Here is a 21,186-nt window from a genome sequence, read left to right as displayed (position 1 = left end):
GTGGCCCGCGGTGCGGTGAACCGCCGCGCGCCCTTCCCAAGTCCTTACCCTAGCTAAGTTTGCCGGGGCTAGCTAAGTCTCCAGGATTTCGCCGGTGGTCATGTTGATGGCGGGGACCGTCGCGGAGTCGCCGTCGTCGTCGGTGAAGTGCCTGACGATCGCCGCAGCCAGGGACGGGCCGATCCCCTTGGCGCCGGTCAGTTCCTCGACGCTGGCCGTCCTGATGCTCCTAACCGAGCCGAACTGGGCGAGCAGGGCCTTGCGTTTGGATTCGCCGAGGCCGGGCACGCCGTCGAGCGCGGAGACGGTCATCGCCTTGCCGCGCTTCTGCCGGTGGAAGGAGATCGCGAAGCGGTGGGCCTCGTCGCGGACGCGCTGCAGCAGGTACAGCCCGGCCGAGGCCCGCGGCAGGATCACCGGGAAGTCGCTGTCCGGCAGCCAGACTTCCTCGAGCCGTTTGGCGAGTCCGACGACGTAGACGTCGTCGATGCCCAGTTCGGCCAGGGCGCGGGCGGCGGCGTTGACCTGCGGCTTGCCGCCATCGACCACCACGAGGTTGGGCGGGTAGGCGAACTTGGTCCGCGGCGCCGGGGTCGTGGTGTCGGCGACGGCGACGGCGGAAGACCCCGCGACGGCGGCGTCGGCCGCGGCGTTGAGCATGGCCTGATGGCCCGGCTGCCGGGCGGCGTCGGCCTGGGCCGTCTTCTCTTGCAGGTAGTTGCGGAACCGGCGGGTCAGCACATCATGCATGGCCGCGGTGTCGTCCGCGGCGGCGGCGCCGGTGACGGAGAACTTCCGGTACTCGGACTTCTTGGGCAGCCCGTCCTCTACCACCACCATGGAACCGACCACGTTGGTGCCCTGGACGTGTGAGATGTCGAAGCATTCGATCCGCATCAGCGCGACCGGCAGCTCGAGGGCCTCCTGCAGCTCCTGCAGCGCCTGGGACCGCAGGGTCAGGTCGCCGGCGCGCCGGGATTTGTGGAGCTTGAGGGCGTGCTCGGCGTTTTCCCGGACGGTGGACAGCAGGGCGGCTTTGTCGCCGCGCTGCGGCACACGGACATCGACTCTCGCCCCGCGCAGCCCGCTGAGCCACTGCGCCAGCTCCGCGGCGTTGCTGGGCTCTGCCGGGACGAGCACCTCGCGGGGCAGCCTGCCCTGGAGGCCTGCTTCCTCGCCATAGACCTGCTGGAGCAGATGCTCGACGAGGTCCGGGGTGGTGGAGTCCTCGACCTTTTCGACGACCCAGCCGCGCTGGCCGCGGATCCGGCCGCCGCGGACGTGGAAGACCTGCACGGCGGCTTCGAGTTCGTCCTCGTGCAGGGCGAAGACGTCGGCGTCCGTGCCCTCGGCGAGGACGACGGCGTTGCGTTCGAACACCTTCTTGAGCGCGACGATGTCGTCACGGATCCGGGCCGCCCGCTCGTAGTCAAGTTCCGCCACGGCGGCGGCCATGTCCTTTTCCAGCCGCGTGACGAACGGCTTGGCCTCGCCGCCCATGAACGTGCAGAAGTCCTCGGCCAGGGCGCGGTGCTCCTCGGCGGAGATGCGGCCGACGCAGGGTGCCGCGCACTTGTCGATGTAACCGAGCAGGCAGGGCCTGCCGCTGGCCTCGGCCCGTTTCAGGACGCCCGAGCTGCAGCTGCGGACCGGGAAAACGCGCAGCAGGGTGTCCATGGTGTCGCGGATGGCACCGGCGGTGTAGGGGCCGAAGTAGCGGGTGCCCTTGCGTCGTTCGCCGCGCAGCACCTGAACGCGGGGGTACTTCTCCCCCATCGAGACGGCCAGGTACGGGTAGCTTTTGTCGTCCCGGAACATCACGTTGAACCGGGGTTTGAATTCCTTGATCCAGGTGTATTCGAGCTGCAGCGATTCGAGCTCGCTGCCGACGACGGTCCATTCGACGCTGCTGGCCGCATGGACCATCGCATAGGTTTTGGGGAGCAGCCCGGCGGGGTTGGCGAAGTAGGAGTTCAGCCGCGAACGGAGGTTCTTGGCCTTGCCGACGTAGATGACCCGGCCGTGCGGGTCGCGGAAGCGGTACACGCCCGGATTGGTCGGAATCTCACCCGTCTGGGGTCGGTAACTCGCTGGATCTGCCACAGTTCAAGTCTACTGAGCCTGCGGCCGTGCCCTTGACGGTCTGGCCCCGGGGGGACCCTTGACCTCAGGCCGCCCTAGGCAGGTCGGATTAGTCAGGCCGGACTAGTCGATGGACTTGCTCTGGTTGTAGCTCGTGGAACGTTCCTGGCCGCTGAGTTCCGCGATCGCGTCCATAATGCGGTCGGTGGCCTGGCGTCGGGCGGGCAGGGAGTGGTCCGGTCCGGTCTTGTCGAAGTACAGCGGTTGGCCGACTTTCATGGTGAAGTGCTGCGGCTTGACCGATTTGCTGTCCGCCGGCTGGAGGTGCTCGGTGCCGATCAGCCCGACCGGGATCACGGGGGCGCCCGTCGTCAGGGCAAGCCAGCCGACGCCGGTGCGGCCGCGGTAGAGGATGCCGTCCCGGGAGCGGGTCCCCTCCGGGTAGATGCCAACGCCCTTGCCGGAGTCGAGGATCTCCAGCAGGGTTTTCAGCGCCTGGACGCTGGCGGCCTGTTCGCCGCGTTCCACCGGGATGGACCCGACGGCCTCGAAGAAGGACTTCATCACCTTGCCCTTCACCCCGCCGGTGGTGAAATATTCCGCTTTGGCGAAAAAGGCCACGGGGCGGGGCATCAGCGCCTGGACGATCACACTGTCCAGGAAGGACAGGTGGTTGGGCGCGACGATGAACGGGCCCTCATTGGGCACGTTTTCCAGTCCGATGACCGTGGGCCGGCACGTCGAGGTCACCAGACCCCGCGTGGTCCAGCGGATTGCATCAAACATTGCCATCGGTGTGCACCTCGTTTATGGCTTCGGTCAACAGGAAAGGGGTCGCTGCGTTCGGGTGTCCGGCGTGCGCCCCTCCCGGATCCCGCCGGGCAATTCTCTCGTGAAGGGCGGCACTGCTGTGCACAATCTCCACCGCGCCGGCCGCGTCCAGTTCACCGTCCGGAGCGAAGCCCCAGCCTACGCCGATGCAGTCGATTCCGTTGGCAGCCGCACCGGCAACGTCCTGCGCACGGTCCCCCACCATCACGGCGTCCTGCGTATCCAGGCCATACTGGCCGGAGAGGTCCGCCAGCGCCGCCGCCACGATCGCGGCCTTCCCGGACGGCACACCGGCGGCAGCCGCCTCGTCGGCGGCCGAGCCGCGGATGGTGTGGAACAGCGCGGCGATGCCGTGGTGCTCCAGGACTATCCGGGCGATGCCTTCGGGTTTCTGGGTGGCGACGGCGATGGGCCGGCCGGCCTCGACGAAGGATTCCAGCAGTGCCCGGATTCCAGGGTAGAGCAGGCTTTGGCCGATGCCGGTGGCGAGGTAGTGCGCGCGGTAGATCCGGATGGCGTCGTCGAGCCGTTCGGCGGGGACACCGGCGATGTCCGTGAGGGAATGGCTGAGTTTCGGGCCGATCATGGCATCCAGCAGGGCTTTGTCGGGAACGCCAAGCCCAAGTTCAGTAAGGGCCGCTGCGATTCCGTCCGATATCCCCCCGGCCGGATCGACAAGAGTGCCGTCCAGGTCGAAGATCACGGGCACTGTTGTTTGCGTCACCGGCCTAGTTTCTCACGAGAGACACGGATGCCAGAAACTCGCATGCCCCGACGGGAATGTATCAGTGACGACGGCGCCCGTACCTCCGCGCTAACTCCTGCGAAGGTACCGGCGTCGTGCCTCAGGCCAGGATGTCGGCGAGGAACGCCGCCGTGTGGCTTTCCGTGGACTTGGCCACCTGTTCCGGGGTGCCCGAGGCGACAATGCGGCCGCCGCCGGAGCCGCCGTCGGGGCCCAGGTCCACGATCCAGTCAGCGCTCTTGATGACGTCGAGGTTGTGCTCGATCGTGATGACCGTGTTGCCCTTTTCCACGAGGCCCTGGAGGACCAGGAGCAGCTTCCGGATGTCCTCGAAGTGCAGGCCCGTGGTGGGCTCGTCCAGCACGTAGATGCTGCGCCCGTTGGAGCGTTTCTGCAGCTCCGCGGCGAGCTTGACGCGCTGCGCCTCGCCGCCGGAGAGCGTGGTGGCGGGCTGGCCCAGCCGGACGTAGCCGAGTCCGACGTCGACGAGCGTCCTGAGATGCCGGGCGATCGGCGAGAAGGCAGCGAAGAACTCGGCGCCTTCCTCGATCGGCATGTTCAGCACATCGGCGATCGTCTTGCCCTTGTAGTGGACTTCCAGGGTTTCGCGGTTGTACCGGGCGCCGTGGCATACCTCGCAGGGCACGTAGACGTCCGGCAGGAAGTTCATTTCGATCTTCAGTGTGCCGTCGCCGGAGCAGGCCTCGCAGCGGCCGCCCTTGACGTTGAAGGAGAACCGGCCCGGCAGGTAGCCGCGGACCTTGGCCTCCGTGGTGTCAGCGAACAGCTTGCGGATGTTGTCAAAGACGCCCGTGTAGGTCGCCGGGTTGGACCGCGGGGTGCGGCCAATCGGGCTCTGGTCGACGTGGACCACCTTGTCGAGGTGCTCGAGGCCCTGGATGGACTTGTGCCGCCCCGCCACCTGCTTGGCGCCGTTGAGCTTGTTGGCCAGGACCTTGTAGAGGATCTCGTTGACCAGGGTGGACTTGCCGGAGCCGCTAACGCCGGTTACCGCCGTGAACAGGCCCAGCGGGAACGTGGCATCAACGTTCAGGAGGTTGTTCTCCTTGGCGCCGACGACCTTGAGTTCGCGCTTCTTGTCGTACTTGCGGCGCTTCTTGGGGATCTCAATCTGTTTCCGGCCGGACAGGTAGTCGCCGGTGAGTGACTCGGTGTTCTCGAGCAGCTCCTTGTAGGAGCCGGAGTGCACCACCATGCCGCCGTGCTCGCCGGCGCCCGGTCCGATGTCCACCACCCAGTCGGCTTCCTGGATGGTGTCCTCGTCGTGCTCCACCACGATCAGCGTGTTTCCGAGGTCCCGCAGCCGGGTGAGGGTCTCGATCAGGCGGCGGTTGTCCCGCTGGTGCAGGCCGATGGACGGCTCATCCAGGACGTACAGCACACCGACGAGGCCGGAGCCGATCTGGGTGGCCAGCCGGATGCGCTGGGCCTCGCCGCCGGACAGGGTGCCGGAGGGGCGTTCCAGGTTCAGGTACTCCAGGCCGACGTCGAGCAGGAAGGTCAGGCGGGCCTGGATCTCCTTGAGGACCTGGTGGGCGATCTGGGCCTCGCGGCCGGTGAGGACGAGGTTGTCCAGGAAGTCGGCGCAATCGCGCATCGGCAGGGCGGCGACCTCGGCAATGGACTTGCCGTTGATCAGCACCGAGAGCGACGCCGGGTTCAGGCGTGCGCCGTTGCAGGCCGGGCACGGGATCTGCCGCATGTACTCCTCGTAGCGGTCCCGGGCCGAGTCCGAGTCCGTTTCAAGGTGCTTGCGGTGCACGTACTGGATGACGCCCTCGAAGCCGGTGCTGTACTTGCGTTCCCGGCCGAAGCGGTTGCGGTATTGCACCACGACCTTGTGGTCCTTGCCGTGCAGCACGGTCTGGCGGGTGTCCTGGGAGAGCTTGTCCCACGGGGTGGTCATGGAGAAGCCGAGTTCCTTGGCGAGTCCGCCGAGCAGGCGGTTCCAGTACTCGGTCGTCGCGGTGCCCAGGGACCACGGCGCGATGGCTCCCTCGGAAAGGGACAGCTCCCCGTTCGGAATGATGAGTTCCTCATCGACTTCCAGCTTCGTGCCGATGCCGCTGCAGGCCGAGCAGGCGCCGAAGGGGTTGTTGAAGGAGAAGGAGCGGGGTTCGATCTCGTCAATCGCGAGGGGGTGTTCGTTGGGGCAGGCTAGGTGCTCGGAGAACGCCCTGATCCGTTCCGGGTCGTCAGCCTCGAGGTCCACGAATTCGGCGAGGATCCTCCCCTCGGCGAGGCCGAGGGCGGTTTCCACCGAGTCAGTAAGGCGCTGGCTGATGCCTTCCTTGACCACGAGGCGGTCCACGACCACTTCGATGGTGTGCTTGAACTGCTTGCCCAGCTTGGGGGGATCGCTCAGCTGGATCAGCTTGTCGTCGACCCGCGCCCGCGAGTAGCCCTTGGCGGTGAGTTCCTTAAACAGTTCGACGAATTCGCCCTTGCGTCCGCGGACCACCGGGGCCAGGACCTGGAAGCGGGTGCCCTCCGGCAGTTCCAGCAGCTGGTCGACGATCTGCTGCGGGGTCTGCTTCGCGACGGGCTCCCCGCAGACGGGGCAGTGCGGACGGCCGACACGGGCCCACAGCAGGCGCATGTAGTCGTAGATCTCGGTGATGGTGCCCACGGTGGAGCGGGGGTTCTTGCTGGTGGACTTCTGGTCGATGGACACCGCGGGCGAGAGGCCCTCGATGAAGTCGACGTCGGGCTTGTCCACCTGGCCCAGGAACTGCCGGGCGTAGGCGGAGAGCGATTCGACGTACCGGCGCTGGCCCTCGGCGAAGATCGTGTCGAAGGCCAGGGACGACTTGCCCGAGCCGGAGAGCCCGGTGAAGACGATCATGGAGTCGCGGGGCAGGTCCAGGTCCACATTGCGCAGGTTGTGTTCGCGCGCACCCTTGACGATGAGCCGGGACATGTCCGGGCGTTTCACCGCGGGGCGGGAATCCTCCGCGCGGCCCGGCTTTGCCGGACTCAACGGATCGGAGCCCATCGGAACTGGGCTCTCCTGAAATGCGGAGGGTGGGGAATCAACGGCTGGATCTTCAGCTACGGCTTTAGGCACGCTACCAATGCTAATCGAAAACTTCTTCGAATTTCTATTCAGGGCCGTGCCGTCAGCCGGGAAACGCCGCCCGCTGTGTTAACGGTGTGCTACTCGCGGTCGTACGCGGCGGCGAGCAGCTGGACGGCCTCGGCGAAGCTGGCGCCCTGGGCCTTTGCGGCGGTGGCGAACTCGGCGGCGGCAGCGGAGAGGGAGCTCCAGGCCTCGTCGCGGGCGCAGACCACGGTCCCGTTCCGGCCCCGGGTCACCACGACGCCGGCCGCCTCCAGTTCCTTGTAGGCGCGGGCCACGGTGTGCGGCGCGACGCCCAGTTCGCCGGCCAGGCTCCGGACGGCAGGAAGCTTGGTCCCGGGCGCCAGGGTGCCGTTGTCGGCCCGCTCAATAATGTTGAGCCGGAGCTGTTCGAACAGCGGGACCGAGCTGCCCGGGTTGGGCCGCCAGGATCCGGGGAACGGCGTGATTGATGTTTCGGTGGGGGTCACTGTCCAGGCTCCTGGGCGGGCTTGCGGTGTTCGCGGCGGGCGAACTGCGCCTCGTACAGTTTTAGGTACAGCCCGCCTCTGGCCATGAGTTGGCGGTGGGTGCCCTGTTCAACGATCCGTCCTTGATCCATGACCAGAATTAGATCAGCGTCCCGGACCGTGGACAAGCGGTGGGCAATCACGAAGCTGGTGCGTCCCTGCCGGAGCCGCCGCATGGCCTGCCGGATTTGCGCTTCGGTGCGGCTGTCCACCGAGCTGGTGGCCTCGTCGAGGACCAGGATGCTGCGCCCGGCCAGTTGCGCCCGGGCGATCGAGATGAGCTGGCGCTGCCCGCGGCTCAGGGAGTCGCCGTCGTTGCCGAGCATCGTGGCGTACCCGCGGGGCAGGGCCCGGACGAACTGGTCCACGTGGCTGGCCTGCGCAGCGGCCACGATCGCGGCGTCGTCCGCGCCGGGGCGGCCGTACTCGATGTTGTCCCGGATGGTGCCGGTGAACAGCCAGGCGTCCTGCAGCACCGTGCCGAAATTGGCCCGCAACTCATCCCGAGAGAGTGCTGCGATATCCGTACCATCGACCGTGATCCGGCCGGAATCCAGTTCGTAGAAGCGCATCAGGAGGTTCACGACGGTGGTCTTGCCGGCGCCGGTGTGCCCCACGATCGCCACCGTCTGCCCCGGCTCCACGGCAAAGGACAGGTCCTGGACCACGGGCGATCCGGGGCGGTAGCCAAAGGTGACCCGCTCAAACGTGACCCGGCCGGCGGCGTCGGACGCTGGAACTCCGGTCCCGGCATACCCGACGGCGGATGTCACCGTGGGGGCCGGGGCAGTTTCCGCCGGGATCTCCGCCGCATCGAGGAGCTCGAAGACCCGCCCGGCCGACACGAGGCAGGACTGCATGAGCGTCAGCATGCCGCCGATCTGCCCCATTGGCTGGCTGAAGAGCCTACTGAACTGGAAGAAGGCCTGGAGGCCGCCGATGGTCAGGGCGCCGGACAGGACCTGGAGCGCGCCGACGACGGCGACCGCGATGTAGTTGAGATTGGACACCAGGACCATAAAGGGCTGCACGACGCCGGACACGTACTGGGCGCGGGCACTGGCCCGGCACAGCTTGTCGTTGCCATCCTTGAAACGGGCCGCGGCTGCGTCCTGCCGCCCGAAGGCCTTGATGACCTCGTGGCCGGTGAAGAACTCCTCCAGCTGCGCGTGCAGCTCGCCCGTGCTCCCCCACTGCTCGGTGAAATGGGCCTGGGATTTCCGGGCCACGAGGACGGTGATGAGGGTGGACACCGGGACGGAGACCAGCGCGATCACGGCCAGGACCGGGGAGAGCCACATCATCATGGCCAGGGCCCCGGAGAGCATCAGCAGCGACAGGATCAGCTGGTTGAGCAGCTGGTTGAGGGCCTGGGCGATGTTGTCGACGTCGTTCGTGGCGCGGCTCAGCACGTCCCCGCGGTGTTGGACGTCAAAATGGCTGGACGGCAGGACGTGCAGTTTCCCCTCCACCGAGGCCCGCAGCCCGTAGCCCAGGCGCTGCACCGCCACGGCCGTCACGGCACCCTGGATCCAGCTGAAGACGGATGCCCCCAGGTACATGACGGACACCGCCGCCAGCAGGGCACCCAGTTTCTCCTGGTCGAAGGATCCGCCGACCACGCCCTCAACAACAACGTCGGTGGCGTCCCCCAGGATTTTCGGCGCCGCCACGTTGAGCACCACAAAGGCGCAGGTGGCGGCGATGACGCCGACCATCCGCCACTTCGACGGCCGGAGCAGCCCGATCAGCCGTCCGGCCGTGCGCCAGCGGAACCGGCCGCCTTTCCCGGCGTCCCCGGGGGGCACCACCGGGAGGGATTCGTTGCGGCCGCCGGAGGGCAGGTCCACCAGGGACTGGTCCCGGGCGTCACGGGTGGTGGGGGCCTCGGTCCCGGCGTCGAGCGCCGGTTCGCGGATCACGGGGTTTCCTCCAGGACCAGCTGGGAAGCCGCGATTTCCTGGTAGCTAGGCGAGGACTCCATCAGCTCGTGATGTGTTCCCTGCGCCACGACCCGGCCGTCCTCGAGGACCAGAATCAGCCCGGCGTCCACGATCGTGGCGACCCGTTCAGCGACGATCAGGACGGTGGCCGTGCGCAGCAGCGGCGCCATCGCCTCGCGGAGCCGGTAGTCGGTGCCGTAATCCAGTGCCGAGAAGCTGTCGTCGAACAGGTACACGGGAGCCCGGCGCAGCAGCGCGCGCGCGATGCAGAGGCGCTGCCGCTGACCGCCGGAAAAATTCGTGCCGCCCTGGCTCACCGGTGATTCCAGGCCCTGTGGCAGCTCCCGGACAAAATCCGCCGCCTGCGCGGCGTCCAGGACCTGCCAGAGCTCCGCGTCCGTCGCCGCCGGCGACGCCATCCTCAGATTCCCGGCGAGTGTTCCGGAGAACAGATAGGAATGCTGGGGAACAACGCCGATCAGGCTCCGCAACGCCGCCAGGGGAAGCCCGCGCACGTCGCAGCCGCCGATGCTGATCTGCCCCTCAGTGGCTTCCAGGAACCGGGGCAGCAGGTTCAGCAGGGTGGTTTTTCCGCTCCCGGTGGCGCCGATAACAGCTGTGACAGCCCCGGGAGCGGCCGTGAAGCTGACGCCGTCGAGGACCGGGGCCTCGGCACCCGGGTAGGCGAAGGACACGTTGCGGAACTCCACGGCATTGCCCTCGGGTGCCGACCCGCCATGGCCGTCCGTAATCGCCGGCGCAGTGTCCAGGACCGCCTGGATTCGTTCCGCGCAGGCAGCCGCGCGCGGCGCCGTCATAAAGACGTACATCGCCATCATGATCGCGATCAGGATCTGCAGGATATAAGCGATAAACGCCGTCAGCGCGCCCAGCCGCATGTCGCCGGACTGGATCCGGTGCCCGCCGAACCAGACCACACCGACGGAGGACAGATTGACGACGAACATGATCAGCGGCATCATTCCCGCGACCAGCAGCGCGGAGCGCAGGTTGTTCCGAGTCAGGTCTTTGTTGGCCCCGTCAAAGCGCCTCATCTCGTGCCCCTGGCGGACAAAACCCCGGATGACGTTCGCGCCGATGATCTGCTCACGCAGCACCCGGCTGATCCGGTCGATGAGTTCCTGGCCCTGCCGGTAGAGAGGGACCAGGCGGCGCACGATCAGGACCATGATGACCGCGAGCAACGGAATGACCGCCACGACGATGCCGGACAAGGCGATGTCCTGGTGCACGGCCAGCACAATGCCGCCGATGAAAATGGCGGGTGCTGCGACCAGCATGGTGAACACGAGGACCAGAAGGTTCTGGATCTGCGCGACGTCGTTGGTGGCCCTGGTGACCAGGCTGGCGGCGCCGAACGCACCGACTTCCTGGGAGGACATCGACTGCACCGTGGCAAACAGCTCTTCGCGCAGTTTACGGCCGAGTTCCATCGCCACGACGGCGCCCAGATATCCGGCGGCGATGGCCGCCGCCACCTGCACGCCGGCGGTCGCGGCCATCCAGGAACCTAGGCCCAGGATCTCCGGGACGTTGCCGCCGACGATTCCGTCGTCAATGATGGCCGCGTTCAGGGTGGGGAGGAGGAGGTTCGCGGTAGTCTGCACGAGCTGCAGGACCACGATGGCCAGCACGGTCCCCTTGCGGGCGGCCAGCAGCCGGCCCATCAGGCCAATAAGCACCGAACCTCCATCGCTACATCAGGGCAAGGATAGGGATCGACCAACCCAGCCGCCCCCACGCTGCCTCGACATTGTAAGCACTCTCACACGGTGCTCCGTTGTCATACGCTCTCCGGCCTGTCCGCGGGTCCGGAATCCCCGGCTGCGGATCAGTCCCGCTTGCGGGCCACGGCGAAGATCCGCCGGAACGGGAACACGGTGCCATGCGGGCCGGCCGGGTAGGCCTCGGCCAGCAACGCCGAGTATTCGGTTTCAAAATCCCGGGCGTCCGCGGCGGACAGGGCCGCGAGCACGGGCCGGAGTCCGGTGCCGCGGACCCACTCCAGGACGGGGTTCGCGCCGGGGAGGAGCTGGAAGTACGTGGTCTCCCACGCATCCGCATCGCAGCCGGCGTCGAGCATGATGGCCAGGTAGTCGTCCGGCAAGCCCACGACGTCGTCGTGGCGGAGCACCCCGGCGAGCCGTCCCGCCCACGCCGCGGACTCCGCCAGTCCCCGCATCAGCGTGTGGGAGGGCGAGTCGAAATTGCCGGGCACCTGCAGCGCGAACCAGGCTCCGGGCCGGAGCGCTGCAAGCCAGCGGGCCAGCATGTCCCGGTGCCCCGGAACCCACTGCAGGGCGGCGTTGGTGACGACGACGTCGGTGTCACCGGCGGGCATCCAGCCGGCGATATCCGCTTCGCCGAAGGAGAGGTTGGGCAGCTGCTCCGCATAGCCGGCAGACTGGGCCAGCATCTCCTCCGAGGAGTCCAGGCCGGTGACCCTGGCGTGGGGCCAGCGCTCGGCGAGGGTGGCCGTCAGGTTCCCGGGACCGCAGCCGAGGTCGACGACGTGACGGGGAGCGTCCGCATGGACCCGGGCCGTCAGGTCAAAGTAGGGCCTGTCCCGGTAGTCCCCGAACTGCACGTACTTGGCGGGATCCCATTTCACTGCTTTCCTCCGATCACCGGCGAATAACGCAACGTCCGAAGCCTAACCCCGGCTGGAACGGCAGCCTAGGGGGCGCGCGGCCCTATCGCACCGGCCACTAAGCTGGTGAGCAATGAAACTTGTTGATCAACTCCCCGCCCCGGCCGCCCGAGTACCAGGCCGGGCCGGCCTGGACCCGGACGAGCTCTACACCCGCTTTGTCGAGTGGACGGAAACCCGCGGGCTGGCCCTGTACACCGCCCAGGACGAGGCCGTCATGGAGCTGGCCGCCGGCGCCAATGTCATCCTGGCAACCCCCACCGGGTCAGGGAAGTCCCTCGTCGCAATTGCGGTGCACTTCCAGGCCATGGCCCGCGGGCAGCGCAGTTACTACACCGCACCGATCAAGGCCCTCGTCTCGGAGAAGTTCTTCGCCCTGTGCGAGATCTTCGGCGCCGAGAACGTGGGAATGATCACCGGCGATTCCGGCGTCAACCAGGACGCCCCGATCATTTGCTGCACAGCGGAAATCCTGGCCAATATCGCCCTCCGTGAGGGCGCCGCCGCCGAGCTCGGCGCCGTCATCATGGACGAATTCCACTTCTACTCCGACCCGCAGCGCGGCTGGGCCTGGCAGGTACCGCTGCTGGAACTCCCCCAGGCGCAGTTTCTGCTGATGTCCGCCACCCTCGGCGACGTGAGTCGCTTCGAAGCCGGCATCACCGAGCTGACCGGCCGCCCGACGACGACTGTCAGTTCGGTGGAGCGGCCCATCCCGCTGCACTACTACTACGAGCAGACGCCCGTGCACGAGACGCTCGAGGAACTCCTCGCCACGAAGCAGGTCCCCGTGTACGTGGTGCACTTCAGTCAGGTGGAGGCGATCGACCGCGCCCAAAACCTGATGAGCATCAACGTCTGCACCCGCGAGGAGAAGGACAAGATCGCCGAGCTGATCGCCGGCTTCCGCTTCGCCGCCGGTTTCGGCAAGACACTCAACCGGCTGGTCCGGCACGGCATCGGCGTCCACCACGCCGGCATGCTGCCCAAGTACCGCCGGCTCGTGGAGCAGCTCGCCCAGGCCGGGCTGCTCAAAGTCATCTGCGGCACCGACACCCTCGGGGTGGGCATCAACGTCCCCATCCGCACCGTGCTGCTCACGGCGCTGAGCAAGTACGACGGCGTCCGCACCCGGCTGCTGAATTCCCGCGAGTTCCACCAGATCGCCGGCCGCGCCGGCCGGGCCGGCTACGACACCGCCGGGACCGTCGTCGTGCAGGCCCCGGAACATGTCACGGAGAACGTCAAGGCGATGGCCAAGGCCACGGCGAAGTTCGGCGACGACCAGAAGAAGCTCCGCCAGGTGGTCAAGAAGAAGCCGCCGGAGGGCTTTGTGTCCTGGGGCGAACCGACCTACAAGCGCCTCGTGGAGTCGGCCCCGGATCCCCTGACATCCAGCTTCAGCGTGACCCACGCGATGCTGATGAACCTGATGGAACGGCCGGGCGATCCGTTCAAGGCGGCCCGCCGCCTGCTGACCGAAAACCATGAGCCGCGTTCTTCGCAGCTGCAGCTCATGAAGAAGGCCCTGGGCATCTACCGGGAGCTCCTGGCCGCCGGTGTGGTGGAGCGGATCCCGCTTCAGGAGCAGGGCGCGGACGGGCGCACCGTCCGCCTGACGGTCCATCTTCAGGCCAACTTCGCCCTGAACCAGCCGCTGTCCCCCTTCGCCCTCGCGGCGCTGGAACTGCTGGATCCGGAGTCGCCGTCGTACGCCCTGGACGTTGTCTCCGTGATCGAGTCCACGCTCGAGAAGCCCCGGCAGATCCTGTCCGCGCAGCTGAAGAAGGCGCGCGGGGAAGCGGTCGCCGCGATGAAGGCCGACGGCATCGACTACGACCAGCGCATGGCCATGCTGGACGAAGTCAGCTACCCGCAGCCGCTCGCGGAGCTCCTCGGCGAGTCGTTCGACGTCTACCGCCGGGCCGCGCCGTGGATCGGCGATTTCGAACTTGCGCCCAAGTCAATCGTCCGGGACATGTACGAACGGGCGATGAACTTCGGCGAGTTCGTCCAGTTCTACGGACTGGCCCGCTCCGAGGGAATCGTGCTGCGCTACCTCGCCGACGGGTTCAAGGCGCTGCGTCAGACCGTCCCGCAGGACGCCCTCCGCGAAGACCTTGAGGACCTCATCGCGTGGCTCGGCGAACTGGTCCGCCAGGTCGACTCCAGCCTGCTCGACGAATGGGAGGAACTGACTTCCGGCAAGGCGCCGACGCCGCACGACGCTCCCCCGCCCCCGCCGCCGTCGCTGACCTCCAACGTCCGCGCCTTCCGGGTGATGGTCCGCAACGAGATGTTCCGCCGGGTGGAGCTCTTCGCGGACGAGGCCGCCACTGCCCTCGGCGAACTTGATGCCGGTTCCGGCTGGGACGCCGAACGGTGGGAGGACGTGCTGGATGACTACTTCGACGAACACGACGACATCGGCACCGGCCCGGACGCCCGCGGCCCGGGCCTGCTGATCATCACGGAGGAGCCGGGCCGGTGGAAGGTCCGGCAGATCTTCGAGGACCCGGCCGGCAACCATGACTGGGGCATCTCCGCGGAGGTGGACCTCGCGGCATCGGACGAGGCCGGAACCGCCGTCGTGCGCGTGACGGACGTGAACCGGCTGTAGCGGTCCGCGATCCGGATCCAACGCCGGGCGGGCCCTAGTAAACTCGAGGGATGAGTGTAATCCGGCCCGCGACGGCGAACGATGTCCCCGAAATCCTGCAGATGATCCACGACCTGGCCATCTACGAGAAGGAGCCGGACGCCGTCCGGAACACCCCGGAGATGCTGACCGAGGTCCTGTTTGGCGAGCACCCGCGGGTGTTCGCCGCCATGGCCGAGAACGAGGCCGGCGAGGTCCGGGGCTTCGCCCTCTGGTTCCTGAACTACTCCACGTGGGAAGGCGTCCACGGCATTTACCTCGAGGACCTGTACGTACGCCCCGAGGCCCGCGGTGAAGGCCATGGCAAGGCGCTCCTCCAGCATCTTGCCTCGACCGCCGTGGACCGCGGCTATGCCCGCGTCGAGTGGAGTGTCCTGGACTGGAACGAGCCCTCCATCAATTTCTACAAAAGGCTTGGTGCCAACCCGATGGAGGAATGGTCCACCTTCCGGCTGACCGGCGAGGCGCTGGAAGCCTTTGGCACTGCGCGCAAAGCCCAGGCCCGTGGCTGACCTGCCCCTGACCGGGACCGGGGCCGCCAAGCTGCTGGAGGCTGCGCCGCCGACCGTCCCCCACACCATCAAGGCGCGGTACGAATACCGCGGGATGCGCACGGCGGAGCACTACTTCGAAGTGCCCCTGGACCACTTCAGCGGGGGCGCACCGGCTGGCGAGACCATCACCGTCTTTGCCCGCGAGTACGTCTCCACGGACCACAGCGAGGAGACAGCCGCGCAGCTCCCGTGGCTGCTGTACCTGCAGGGCGGCCCGGGCGGACGCGGTAACCGTCTCCCGGCGCTCGGCGGCTGGAGCAAGGCCGCCGCCATGGACTTCCGGATCCTGATGCTGGACCAGCGCGGCACCGGCCTGTCCTCCGCGGTCGACCGCAACACACTGCCGCTGCGCGGGAACGACGCCGACCAGGCGGACTACCTCGCGCACTTCCGGGCGGACTCGATCGTCGCCGACGCCGAGGCCATCCGGCGGGCGCTGGGCTCCGTGCCGTGGACGATCTACGGGCAGAGCTACGGCGGCTTCTGTGCCCTCAGCTATCTCTCCTTCGCCCCGGAGGGCCTGCGGGAAGCCCTCATCACCGGCGGGCTCGCGCCCCTCTCAGGGCCCGCGAACCGGGTCTACCGGGCCACCTTCCAGCGGGTGGCGGCCCGCAACTCCGAGTACTTCGCACGGTACCCCGAGGACCGCGCAGCGGTCACCCGGATAGCCCGGCACCTTCGGGAGACGGAGGAATTCCTGCCCGACGGCGAACGGCTCACCGTGGAACGCTTCCAGATGGTGGGTTCCTTCCTGGGCGGCAACACCCGGGTTGATGCGCTGCACCACCTGCTGGAGGACGCCTTCGTCGGCACGCCCGGCGGGGAGCGCCTCTCGGATGCGTTCCTCGACCAGGTCCGCGGGATCGTGTCCCGTTCCGCCAACCCTTTGTACGCGCTGATGCACGAATCCATCTACGGCCAGGGCGAGTCCACGGACTGGGCCGCTTGGCGGGTGCTGCAGGATTTCCCGGAGTTCTCGCCGGAGGCCGCCGAGCCGTTGCTCACCGGGGAGATGGTCTATCCCTGGTACTTTGAGCAGGATCCCGCCCTCCGGCCGCTGCGGAATGTCGCCGGCCGGCTCGCCGAAAAGGACGACTGGCCGCCGCTCTACGATCCGGAACGGCTCGCGCTCAACACCGTCCCGGTGGCGGCCGCCGTCTACACCGACGACATCTACGTCGACCGCGACCTGTCGCTCGAGACGGCCGCGGCCGTCCGGGGCCTGCAGGTCTGGGAGTCGGCGGACTTCCACCACGACGGCATCGCGGACGACGGCGAGGGTATCTTCGCCCGGCTCCTAGGCCTGACCCGGTCCGTCCGGGACTGAACCCGGGACTGAACCCGGCGGTCCCGCCGGTGCCTACGCCGCCGCTTGCACGCTGCGGTCCTGGCCGGCAGCCCGGAGGGCCACGGCGAACACCACCGCGGCGACGGCAGCTGCCGCCATGTTGAGGCCCTGGTAGCCGACGCCGCTCATCACCAGCCCGGAGAACCCTGCCCCGACCGCGCCGGCGACCCCCATCATGGTGTCCGAGACGCCCTGGACGAGGACACGGTCGTCGGCGCCGACGCTCTCGGCGAGCAGCGTGGAACCGGCGATCGTGGCCGCGGACCAGCCCAGCCCGAGCAGCACCAGGCCCACCGTCACCAGGACCGGGGCGGCCTGGCCGAAGCCTGCCACGAGGACGGAGAGCAGGATCAGGCCGTGGCCCAGCAGAATGACGGGAAGCCGTCCGGCCTTGTCAGCCAGCCAGCCCATCACCGGCGAGAGCGCGTACATCCCGGCAATGTGCAGCGAGATGGTGAACCCGATCAGGACCAGCACGTCGGTGCTGGCGGCGTGGGCGTGGCCGGCCGGCACGGAGGCGAGGGGGCCCTCGGTCAGCAGTTGCAGGTGCAGGGGCGTCATCGACATCACTGCTGCCATACAGCCGTGCGCAGCGATGACGGCGAGGAGGGCCAGGCCAGCCCGCGGCGAGGCCCGGATGGCGCGCATGCCGTGCCGGAGGCCGTGCCGCCGTCGGGCATCGGCGGTGCCTCCGGCCGTGCCGCCAGCGGTTCTCGCGGAGCCGCTGGCCGTGCTGGCCGTGCCGCTGGCGGCGGCCGGCTGTCCGCCGGCACGGAGCCGGGCCGCCAGCAGGAGCGGGTCCGGCCGCAGGCCGATGACCAGCAACAGCGCGGCCAGCGCCAGCCCCGCCGTCGAGAACACGAAGGGTCCGGCCAGCGCCGGCAGCCCGAGGGCCTCCCCTACCAGGGCGCCGGGACGGATCAGGTTGGGCCCGGCGACGGCGCCGATGGTCACGGCCCACACCACGATCGCCAGGGAGCGGCCGCGGTGTTCCGGTGCGGCGAGGTCGACGGCGGCGAAGCGGGCCTGCAGGTTGGCGGCCGTTCCGAGCCCCAGCAGGGCCGCGGCCAGCAGCAATACCGGGAAGCTGCCGGTCACCGTGGACACGATCACCAGCAGGGCGCCGGCCATGGCGGCGAGCAGCCCCGTGACGAGGGAGGCCCGCCGCCCGCGTCGTCCGGCCAGTCCGGCGAGAGGCAGTGCGGCCGCCGCGGCTCCAAGTGTCATGGTGGTGGTGACCGAGCCGGCCCAGGCGTTCGAGCCGGAGAGCTGGACGGCCAGCAGGGACCCGACGGACAGGCTGGCGCCGCTGCCCACGCCGCTGAGGAGCTGCGCGGTGCTCAGCACCCAAACAGTACGGCGCTGGACCCGTTGCGGGTCCAGCGCCGTACTGTTGACTGCTGCAGTGTCGAAGATTTTCACGGTCCGAGCTTAGCCGAACCGTGAGGGCTACTCGGCGTCGGTCAGGCTCTTGCGGGAGTCCTCTTCGAGCCGGGCGTCGATCTTCGACTGCGTGGCCTTGGAGCTGATCAGGCTGGCGATCACGGCGACGACGATGGTGCCGATGATCACCCCGAGCGAGACGAAGGTCGGAATCTCGGGGGCCCATTCGATGTGCTGGCCGCCGTTGATGAAGGGCAGCTCGTTGACGTGCATGGCGTGCAGGATCAGCTTCACGCCGATGAACGCGAGGATCACCGAGAGCGCGTGCTTGAGGTAGATCAGGCGGGTCATCAGGCCGCCGAGCAGGAAGTACAGCTGCCGCAGGCCCATCAGGGCGAAGATGTTGGCGGTGAAAACGATGAACGCGCTCTGGGTCAGGCCGAAGATGGCCGGGATGGAGTCCACCGCGAAGAGCAGGTCGGTCAGGCCGATGGTGACGAAGACGATCAGCATCGGGGTGAAGACCTTCTTGCCGTCGACCACCGTGCGGAGCTTGCCGCCGTCGAACTTCTCCGACATCGGCAGGACCTTGCGGATCCGGGCGATGAGCGGGTTTTCCTTGTCCTCCTCGTCCTCACCGTCGTCCTGGGCCTGCTTCCATGCGGTCCACAGCAGGAAGGCGCCGAAGATGTAGAAGACCCAGCTGAACTGTTCGATCACCAGGGCGCCGAGCAGGATGAAGATGCCACGGAGGATCAGCGCGATGATGATGCCGACCATCAGGACTTCCTGCTGGTACTTACGGGGTACCGAGAAGCGGGCCATGATGATGATGAAAACAAAGAGGTTGTCGATGCTGAGGCTGTATTCCGTCACCCAGCCGGCGAGGAACTGCCCGCCGTATTCCGGGCCGGTGAAGGCGAACATGGCACCGGCGAAGACCAGGGCGAGGGCGATGTAGAAGGACACCCACAGGCCGGCTTCCTTCATGGAGGGCTCGTGCGGACGTTTGAGGACCAACAGCAGGTCAATGGCCAGGATGATGCCGAGAACGACAAAGGAGCCGATCTCAAACCAGACGGGAAGTTCGGGCACGAAGATACCTTTCGCAGGGTGTGACGGTGCGGTGTAAGTCTCTCCGACTGGCCTGAGTGTCCGTTACGAAACCGGTTCTGCTTGGCTGCCCGCTACGCCCGGCAGGGCATCTGTGCCGTGCGTGTTGACGATCGTAGCGCTTGGGATACTCCCCTACGTCCGCCCAACAATACCCTAGGCGTGCCCCGCGGACTGCATCTGGCGCAGTTCCTTCTTCAGCTCCCCCACCTCGTCGCGGAGCCGTGCGGCGAGCTCGAACTGGAGTTCCCCGGCTGCGGAGTGCATCTGTTCGGTGAGCTGCTCGATCAGCCCCACCAGATCCTCGGCCGGTGCGGCCGCGAGGCCGTCCGCGCGGATCTTCGAGGCGCCCTTGCCCTTGCCGCGGGCCTTGCCCGCGTTGGCGAGGAGTTCGCGGGTGTCGGCGTCCTCCTTGGCGATCTGGTCCGTGATGTCGGCGATCTTCTTCCGCAGCGGCTGCGGGTCGATGCCCTTTTCCGTGTTGTACGCGACCTGGATCGCGCGGCGGCGGTTCGTCTCGTCGATGGCGTGGGCCATGGAATCGGTGATCCGGTCCGCGTACATGTGCACCTGGCCGGAGACGTTGCGGGCGGCACGGCCAATGGTCTGGATCAGCGACGTGGACGAGCGCAGGAACCCTTCCTTGTCCGCATCGAGGATGCTGACCAGCGATACCTCGGGCAGGTCCAGGCCCTCCCGGAGCAGGTTGATGCCGACCAGCACATCGAAGACGCCCATCCGGAGCTCCCGGAGCAGCTCCACCCGGCGGAGCGTGTCCACGTCGGAGTGCAGGTATTCTACCTTCACGCCGTGGCCCAGCAGGTAGTCGGTGAGGTCCTCGGCCATCCGCTTCGTCAGGGTGGTGACCAGCACGCGCTCGTTCTTCGCGGTGCGGGTCTTGATTTCACCGAGCAGGTCATCGATCTGGCCCTTCGTGGGCTTCACGATCACCTCCGGATCAATCAGGCCGGTGGGCCGGATGATCTGCTGGACGTAGCCGTCCGCCTTGCCGAGCTCGTACTTGCCGGGCGTCGCGGACAGGTACACCGTCTGGCCCACGCGGTCCTGGAACTCATCCCACTTCAGCGGCCGGTTATCCATCGCGGAGGGCAGCCGGAAGCCATGGTCCACGAGGTTCCGCTTGCGGGACATGTCGCCCTCGTACATCGCGCCGATCTGCGGGACAGTCACATGGGACTCATCGATCACCAGCAGGAAGTCGTCCGGGAAGTAGTCGATGAGGCAGTGCGGGGCAGTACCCCGGGCCCGGCCGTCGATGTGCGAGGAGTAATTCTCAATGCCGTTGCAGAAGCCCATCTGCTGCATCATTTCCAGGTCATAGGTGGTGCGCATCCGGAGCCGCTGGGCTTCCACGAGCTTGTTCTGGCCCTCCAGGACCTGGAGCCGCTCGGCCAGTTCGTCCTCGATCCGCTTGATCGCCCGGCCCATGCGTTCAGGTCCGGCCACGTAGTGCGACGCCGGGAAGACGTACATTTCGGTCTCATCCCGGATGATTTCCCCGGTGAGCGGGTGCAGGGTGTAGATGTTCTCGATCTCGTCGCCGAAGAACTCGACCCGGATCGCCAGCTCCTCGTACATCGGGATGATTTCCACGGTGTCGCCGCGGACCCGGAAGGTGCCCCGGTGGAAGTCCATGTCGTTGCGGGCGTACTGCATGGAGACGAACTTGCGGAGCAGGTCGTCGCGGTTCATCTCGGCACCCTTGCGGAGCGTCACCATGCCGGCGATGTATTCCTCCGGCGTACCCAGGCCGTAGATGCAGGACACCGTGGCCACGACAATCACATCGCGGCGGGTCAGCAGCGCGTTGGTGGCGGAGTGCCGGAGCCGTTCGACTTCCTCATTGACCGACGAGTCCTTCTCGATGAAGGTGTCCGTCTGCGCCACGTACGCCTCGGGCTGGTAGTAGTCGTAGTAGGAGACGAAGTACTCGACGGCGTTATTGGGCAGCAGTTCGCGGAATTCGTTGACGAGCTGCGCGGCGAGGGTCTTGTTCTGCACCATCACGAGCGTGGGCCGCTGGACCTGCTCGATCAGCCACGCCGTCGTCGCGCTTTTACCAGTACCGGTGGCACCGAGCAGCACCACGTCCTTCTCGCCGTTCTTGATGCGCTCGGTCAGTTCCGCGATCGCGGCGGGCTGGTCACCCGCCGGCTGGAATTCGCTGATGACCTCGAAGGGCGCCACGACACGGTTGATCTGCTGGGCAAGACTCATGTATCTAATC

At 67.5% G+C, this 21,186-nt stretch carries 14 protein-coding genes; 3 read left to right on the top strand and 11 right to left on the bottom strand.

Features of this window, described 5'->3' with window-relative positions:
* Positions 1–72 precede the first annotated feature (72 nt).
* From uvrC to AC50YC_RS03765, 8 genes are all read right to left on the bottom strand, one after another.
* Positions 73–2,103 carry an excinuclease ABC subunit UvrC gene (uvrC, locus tag AC50YC_RS03800; RefSeq protein ID WP_494952273.1) on the bottom strand — a complete coding sequence of 677 codons (2,031 nt, stop codon included), beginning with the start codon at positions 2,101–2,103 and terminating at the stop codon, positions 73–75.
* A 102-nt stretch (positions 2,104–2,205) separates the two neighbouring features.
* Positions 2,206–2,874, bottom strand: coding sequence for a lysophospholipid acyltransferase family protein (locus AC50YC_RS03795; protein WP_494952272.1), 669 nt, complete (start codon positions 2,872–2,874; stop codon positions 2,206–2,208).
* Positions 2,861–3,637 carry an HAD hydrolase-like protein gene (locus tag AC50YC_RS03790; protein WP_494952271.1) on the bottom strand — a complete coding sequence of 259 codons (777 nt, stop codon included), beginning with the start codon at positions 3,635–3,637 and terminating at the stop codon, positions 2,861–2,863. The genes AC50YC_RS03795 and AC50YC_RS03790 overlap by 14 nt, the downstream gene beginning before the upstream one ends.
* A 121-nt stretch (positions 3,638–3,758) precedes the next feature.
* Positions 3,759–6,746, bottom strand: coding sequence for an excinuclease ABC subunit UvrA (gene uvrA / locus AC50YC_RS03785; protein ID WP_494952270.1), 2,988 nt, complete (start codon positions 6,744–6,746; stop codon positions 3,759–3,761).
* A gap of 89 nt (positions 6,747–6,835) precedes the next feature.
* Entirely contained in the window at positions 6,836–7,207 is a 372-nt protein-coding gene (locus tag AC50YC_RS03780; protein WP_494952488.1) for a GntR family transcriptional regulator, read from the bottom strand.
* 17 nt (positions 7,208–7,224) lie between these two features.
* Positions 7,225–8,985, bottom strand: coding sequence for an ABC transporter ATP-binding protein (locus AC50YC_RS03775; RefSeq protein ID WP_494952487.1), 1,761 nt, complete (start codon positions 8,983–8,985; stop codon positions 7,225–7,227).
* Positions 8,986–9,185: 200 nt separating this feature from the next.
* The gene (locus tag AC50YC_RS03770) at positions 9,186–10,898 is read right to left on the bottom strand and encodes an ABC transporter ATP-binding protein (protein WP_494952486.1); all 1,713 of its coding nucleotides are present in this window, start codon (positions 10,896–10,898) and stop codon (positions 9,186–9,188) included.
* Positions 10,899–11,062: 164 nt separating this feature from the next.
* Positions 11,063–11,842, bottom strand: coding sequence for a trans-aconitate 2-methyltransferase (locus AC50YC_RS03765; protein WP_494952269.1), 780 nt, complete (start codon positions 11,840–11,842; stop codon positions 11,063–11,065).
* A 112-nt stretch (positions 11,843–11,954) separates the two neighbouring features.
* On the opposite strand from AC50YC_RS03765, the gene AC50YC_RS03760 reads away from it, so the two are divergent.
* The 3 genes from AC50YC_RS03760 (at position 11,955) to AC50YC_RS03750 (ending at position 16,421) form a co-directional block, all read left to right on the top strand.
* Positions 11,955–14,501, top strand: a complete 2,547-nt coding sequence (locus AC50YC_RS03760) for a DEAD/DEAH box helicase (protein ID WP_494952268.1) — start codon at positions 11,955–11,957, stop codon at positions 14,499–14,501.
* Positions 14,502–14,551: 50 nt separating this feature from the next.
* Positions 14,552–15,052: a GNAT family N-acetyltransferase gene (locus AC50YC_RS03755; RefSeq protein ID WP_494952267.1), complete on the top strand. Its 501-nt coding sequence runs from the start codon at positions 14,552–14,554 to the stop codon at positions 15,050–15,052.
* Between the two features lie 94 nt (positions 15,053–15,146).
* On the top strand, positions 15,147–16,421 hold the full coding sequence (locus tag AC50YC_RS03750; protein WP_494952485.1) for an alpha/beta fold hydrolase: 1,275 nt from the start codon (positions 15,147–15,149) through the stop codon (positions 16,419–16,421).
* Between the two features lie 33 nt (positions 16,422–16,454).
* Here AC50YC_RS03750 and AC50YC_RS03745 read toward each other — a convergent pair whose 3' ends face one another.
* The 3 genes from AC50YC_RS03745 to uvrB form a co-directional block, all read right to left on the bottom strand.
* A complete protein-coding gene (locus AC50YC_RS03745) occupies positions 16,455–17,864 on the bottom strand; it encodes an MFS transporter (protein ID WP_494952266.1) in 1,410 nt (469 codons plus the stop codon).
* A 27-nt stretch (positions 17,865–17,891) separates the two neighbouring features.
* On the bottom strand, positions 17,892–18,920 hold the full coding sequence (locus AC50YC_RS03740; protein ID WP_494952265.1) for a TerC family protein: 1,029 nt from the start codon (positions 18,918–18,920) through the stop codon (positions 17,892–17,894).
* A gap of 174 nt (positions 18,921–19,094) precedes the next feature.
* Complete coding sequence (gene uvrB, locus AC50YC_RS03735; RefSeq protein WP_354170500.1) at positions 19,095–21,176, bottom strand: excinuclease ABC subunit UvrB; 2,082 nt, start codon at positions 21,174–21,176, stop codon at positions 19,095–19,097.
* Positions 21,177–21,186: the final 10 nt, after the last annotated feature.

This window comes from Pseudarthrobacter sp. MDT1-56 (assembly GCF_059383555.1).
This window is presented reverse-complemented; position numbering and strand designations above follow the sequence as displayed.

Coding starts and splice junctions, on each gene's coding strand:
- AC50YC_RS03795 (WP_494952272.1), bottom strand. CDS start 2,874: ATGGCAATGTTTGATGCAATCCGCTGGACCACGCGGGGTCTGGTGACC.
- AC50YC_RS03775 (WP_494952487.1), bottom strand. CDS start 8,985: ATGGTCGGCGTCATCGCCGCCACCTGCGCCTTTGTGGTGCTCAACGTG.
- AC50YC_RS03770 (WP_494952486.1), bottom strand. CDS start 10,898: ATGGGCCGGCTGCTGGCCGCCCGCAAGGGGACCGTGCTGGCCATCGTG.
- AC50YC_RS03760 (WP_494952268.1), top strand. CDS start 11,955: ATGAAACTTGTTGATCAACTCCCCGCCCCGGCCGCCCGAGTACCAGGC.
- AC50YC_RS03755 (WP_494952267.1), top strand. CDS start 14,552: ATGAGTGTAATCCGGCCCGCGACGGCGAACGATGTCCCCGAAATCCTG.
- AC50YC_RS03750 (WP_494952485.1), top strand. CDS start 15,147: ATGCGCACGGCGGAGCACTACTTCGAAGTGCCCCTGGACCACTTCAGC.
- uvrB (WP_354170500.1), bottom strand. CDS start 21,176: ATGAGTCTTGCCCAGCAGATCAACCGTGTCGTGGCGCCCTTCGAGGTC.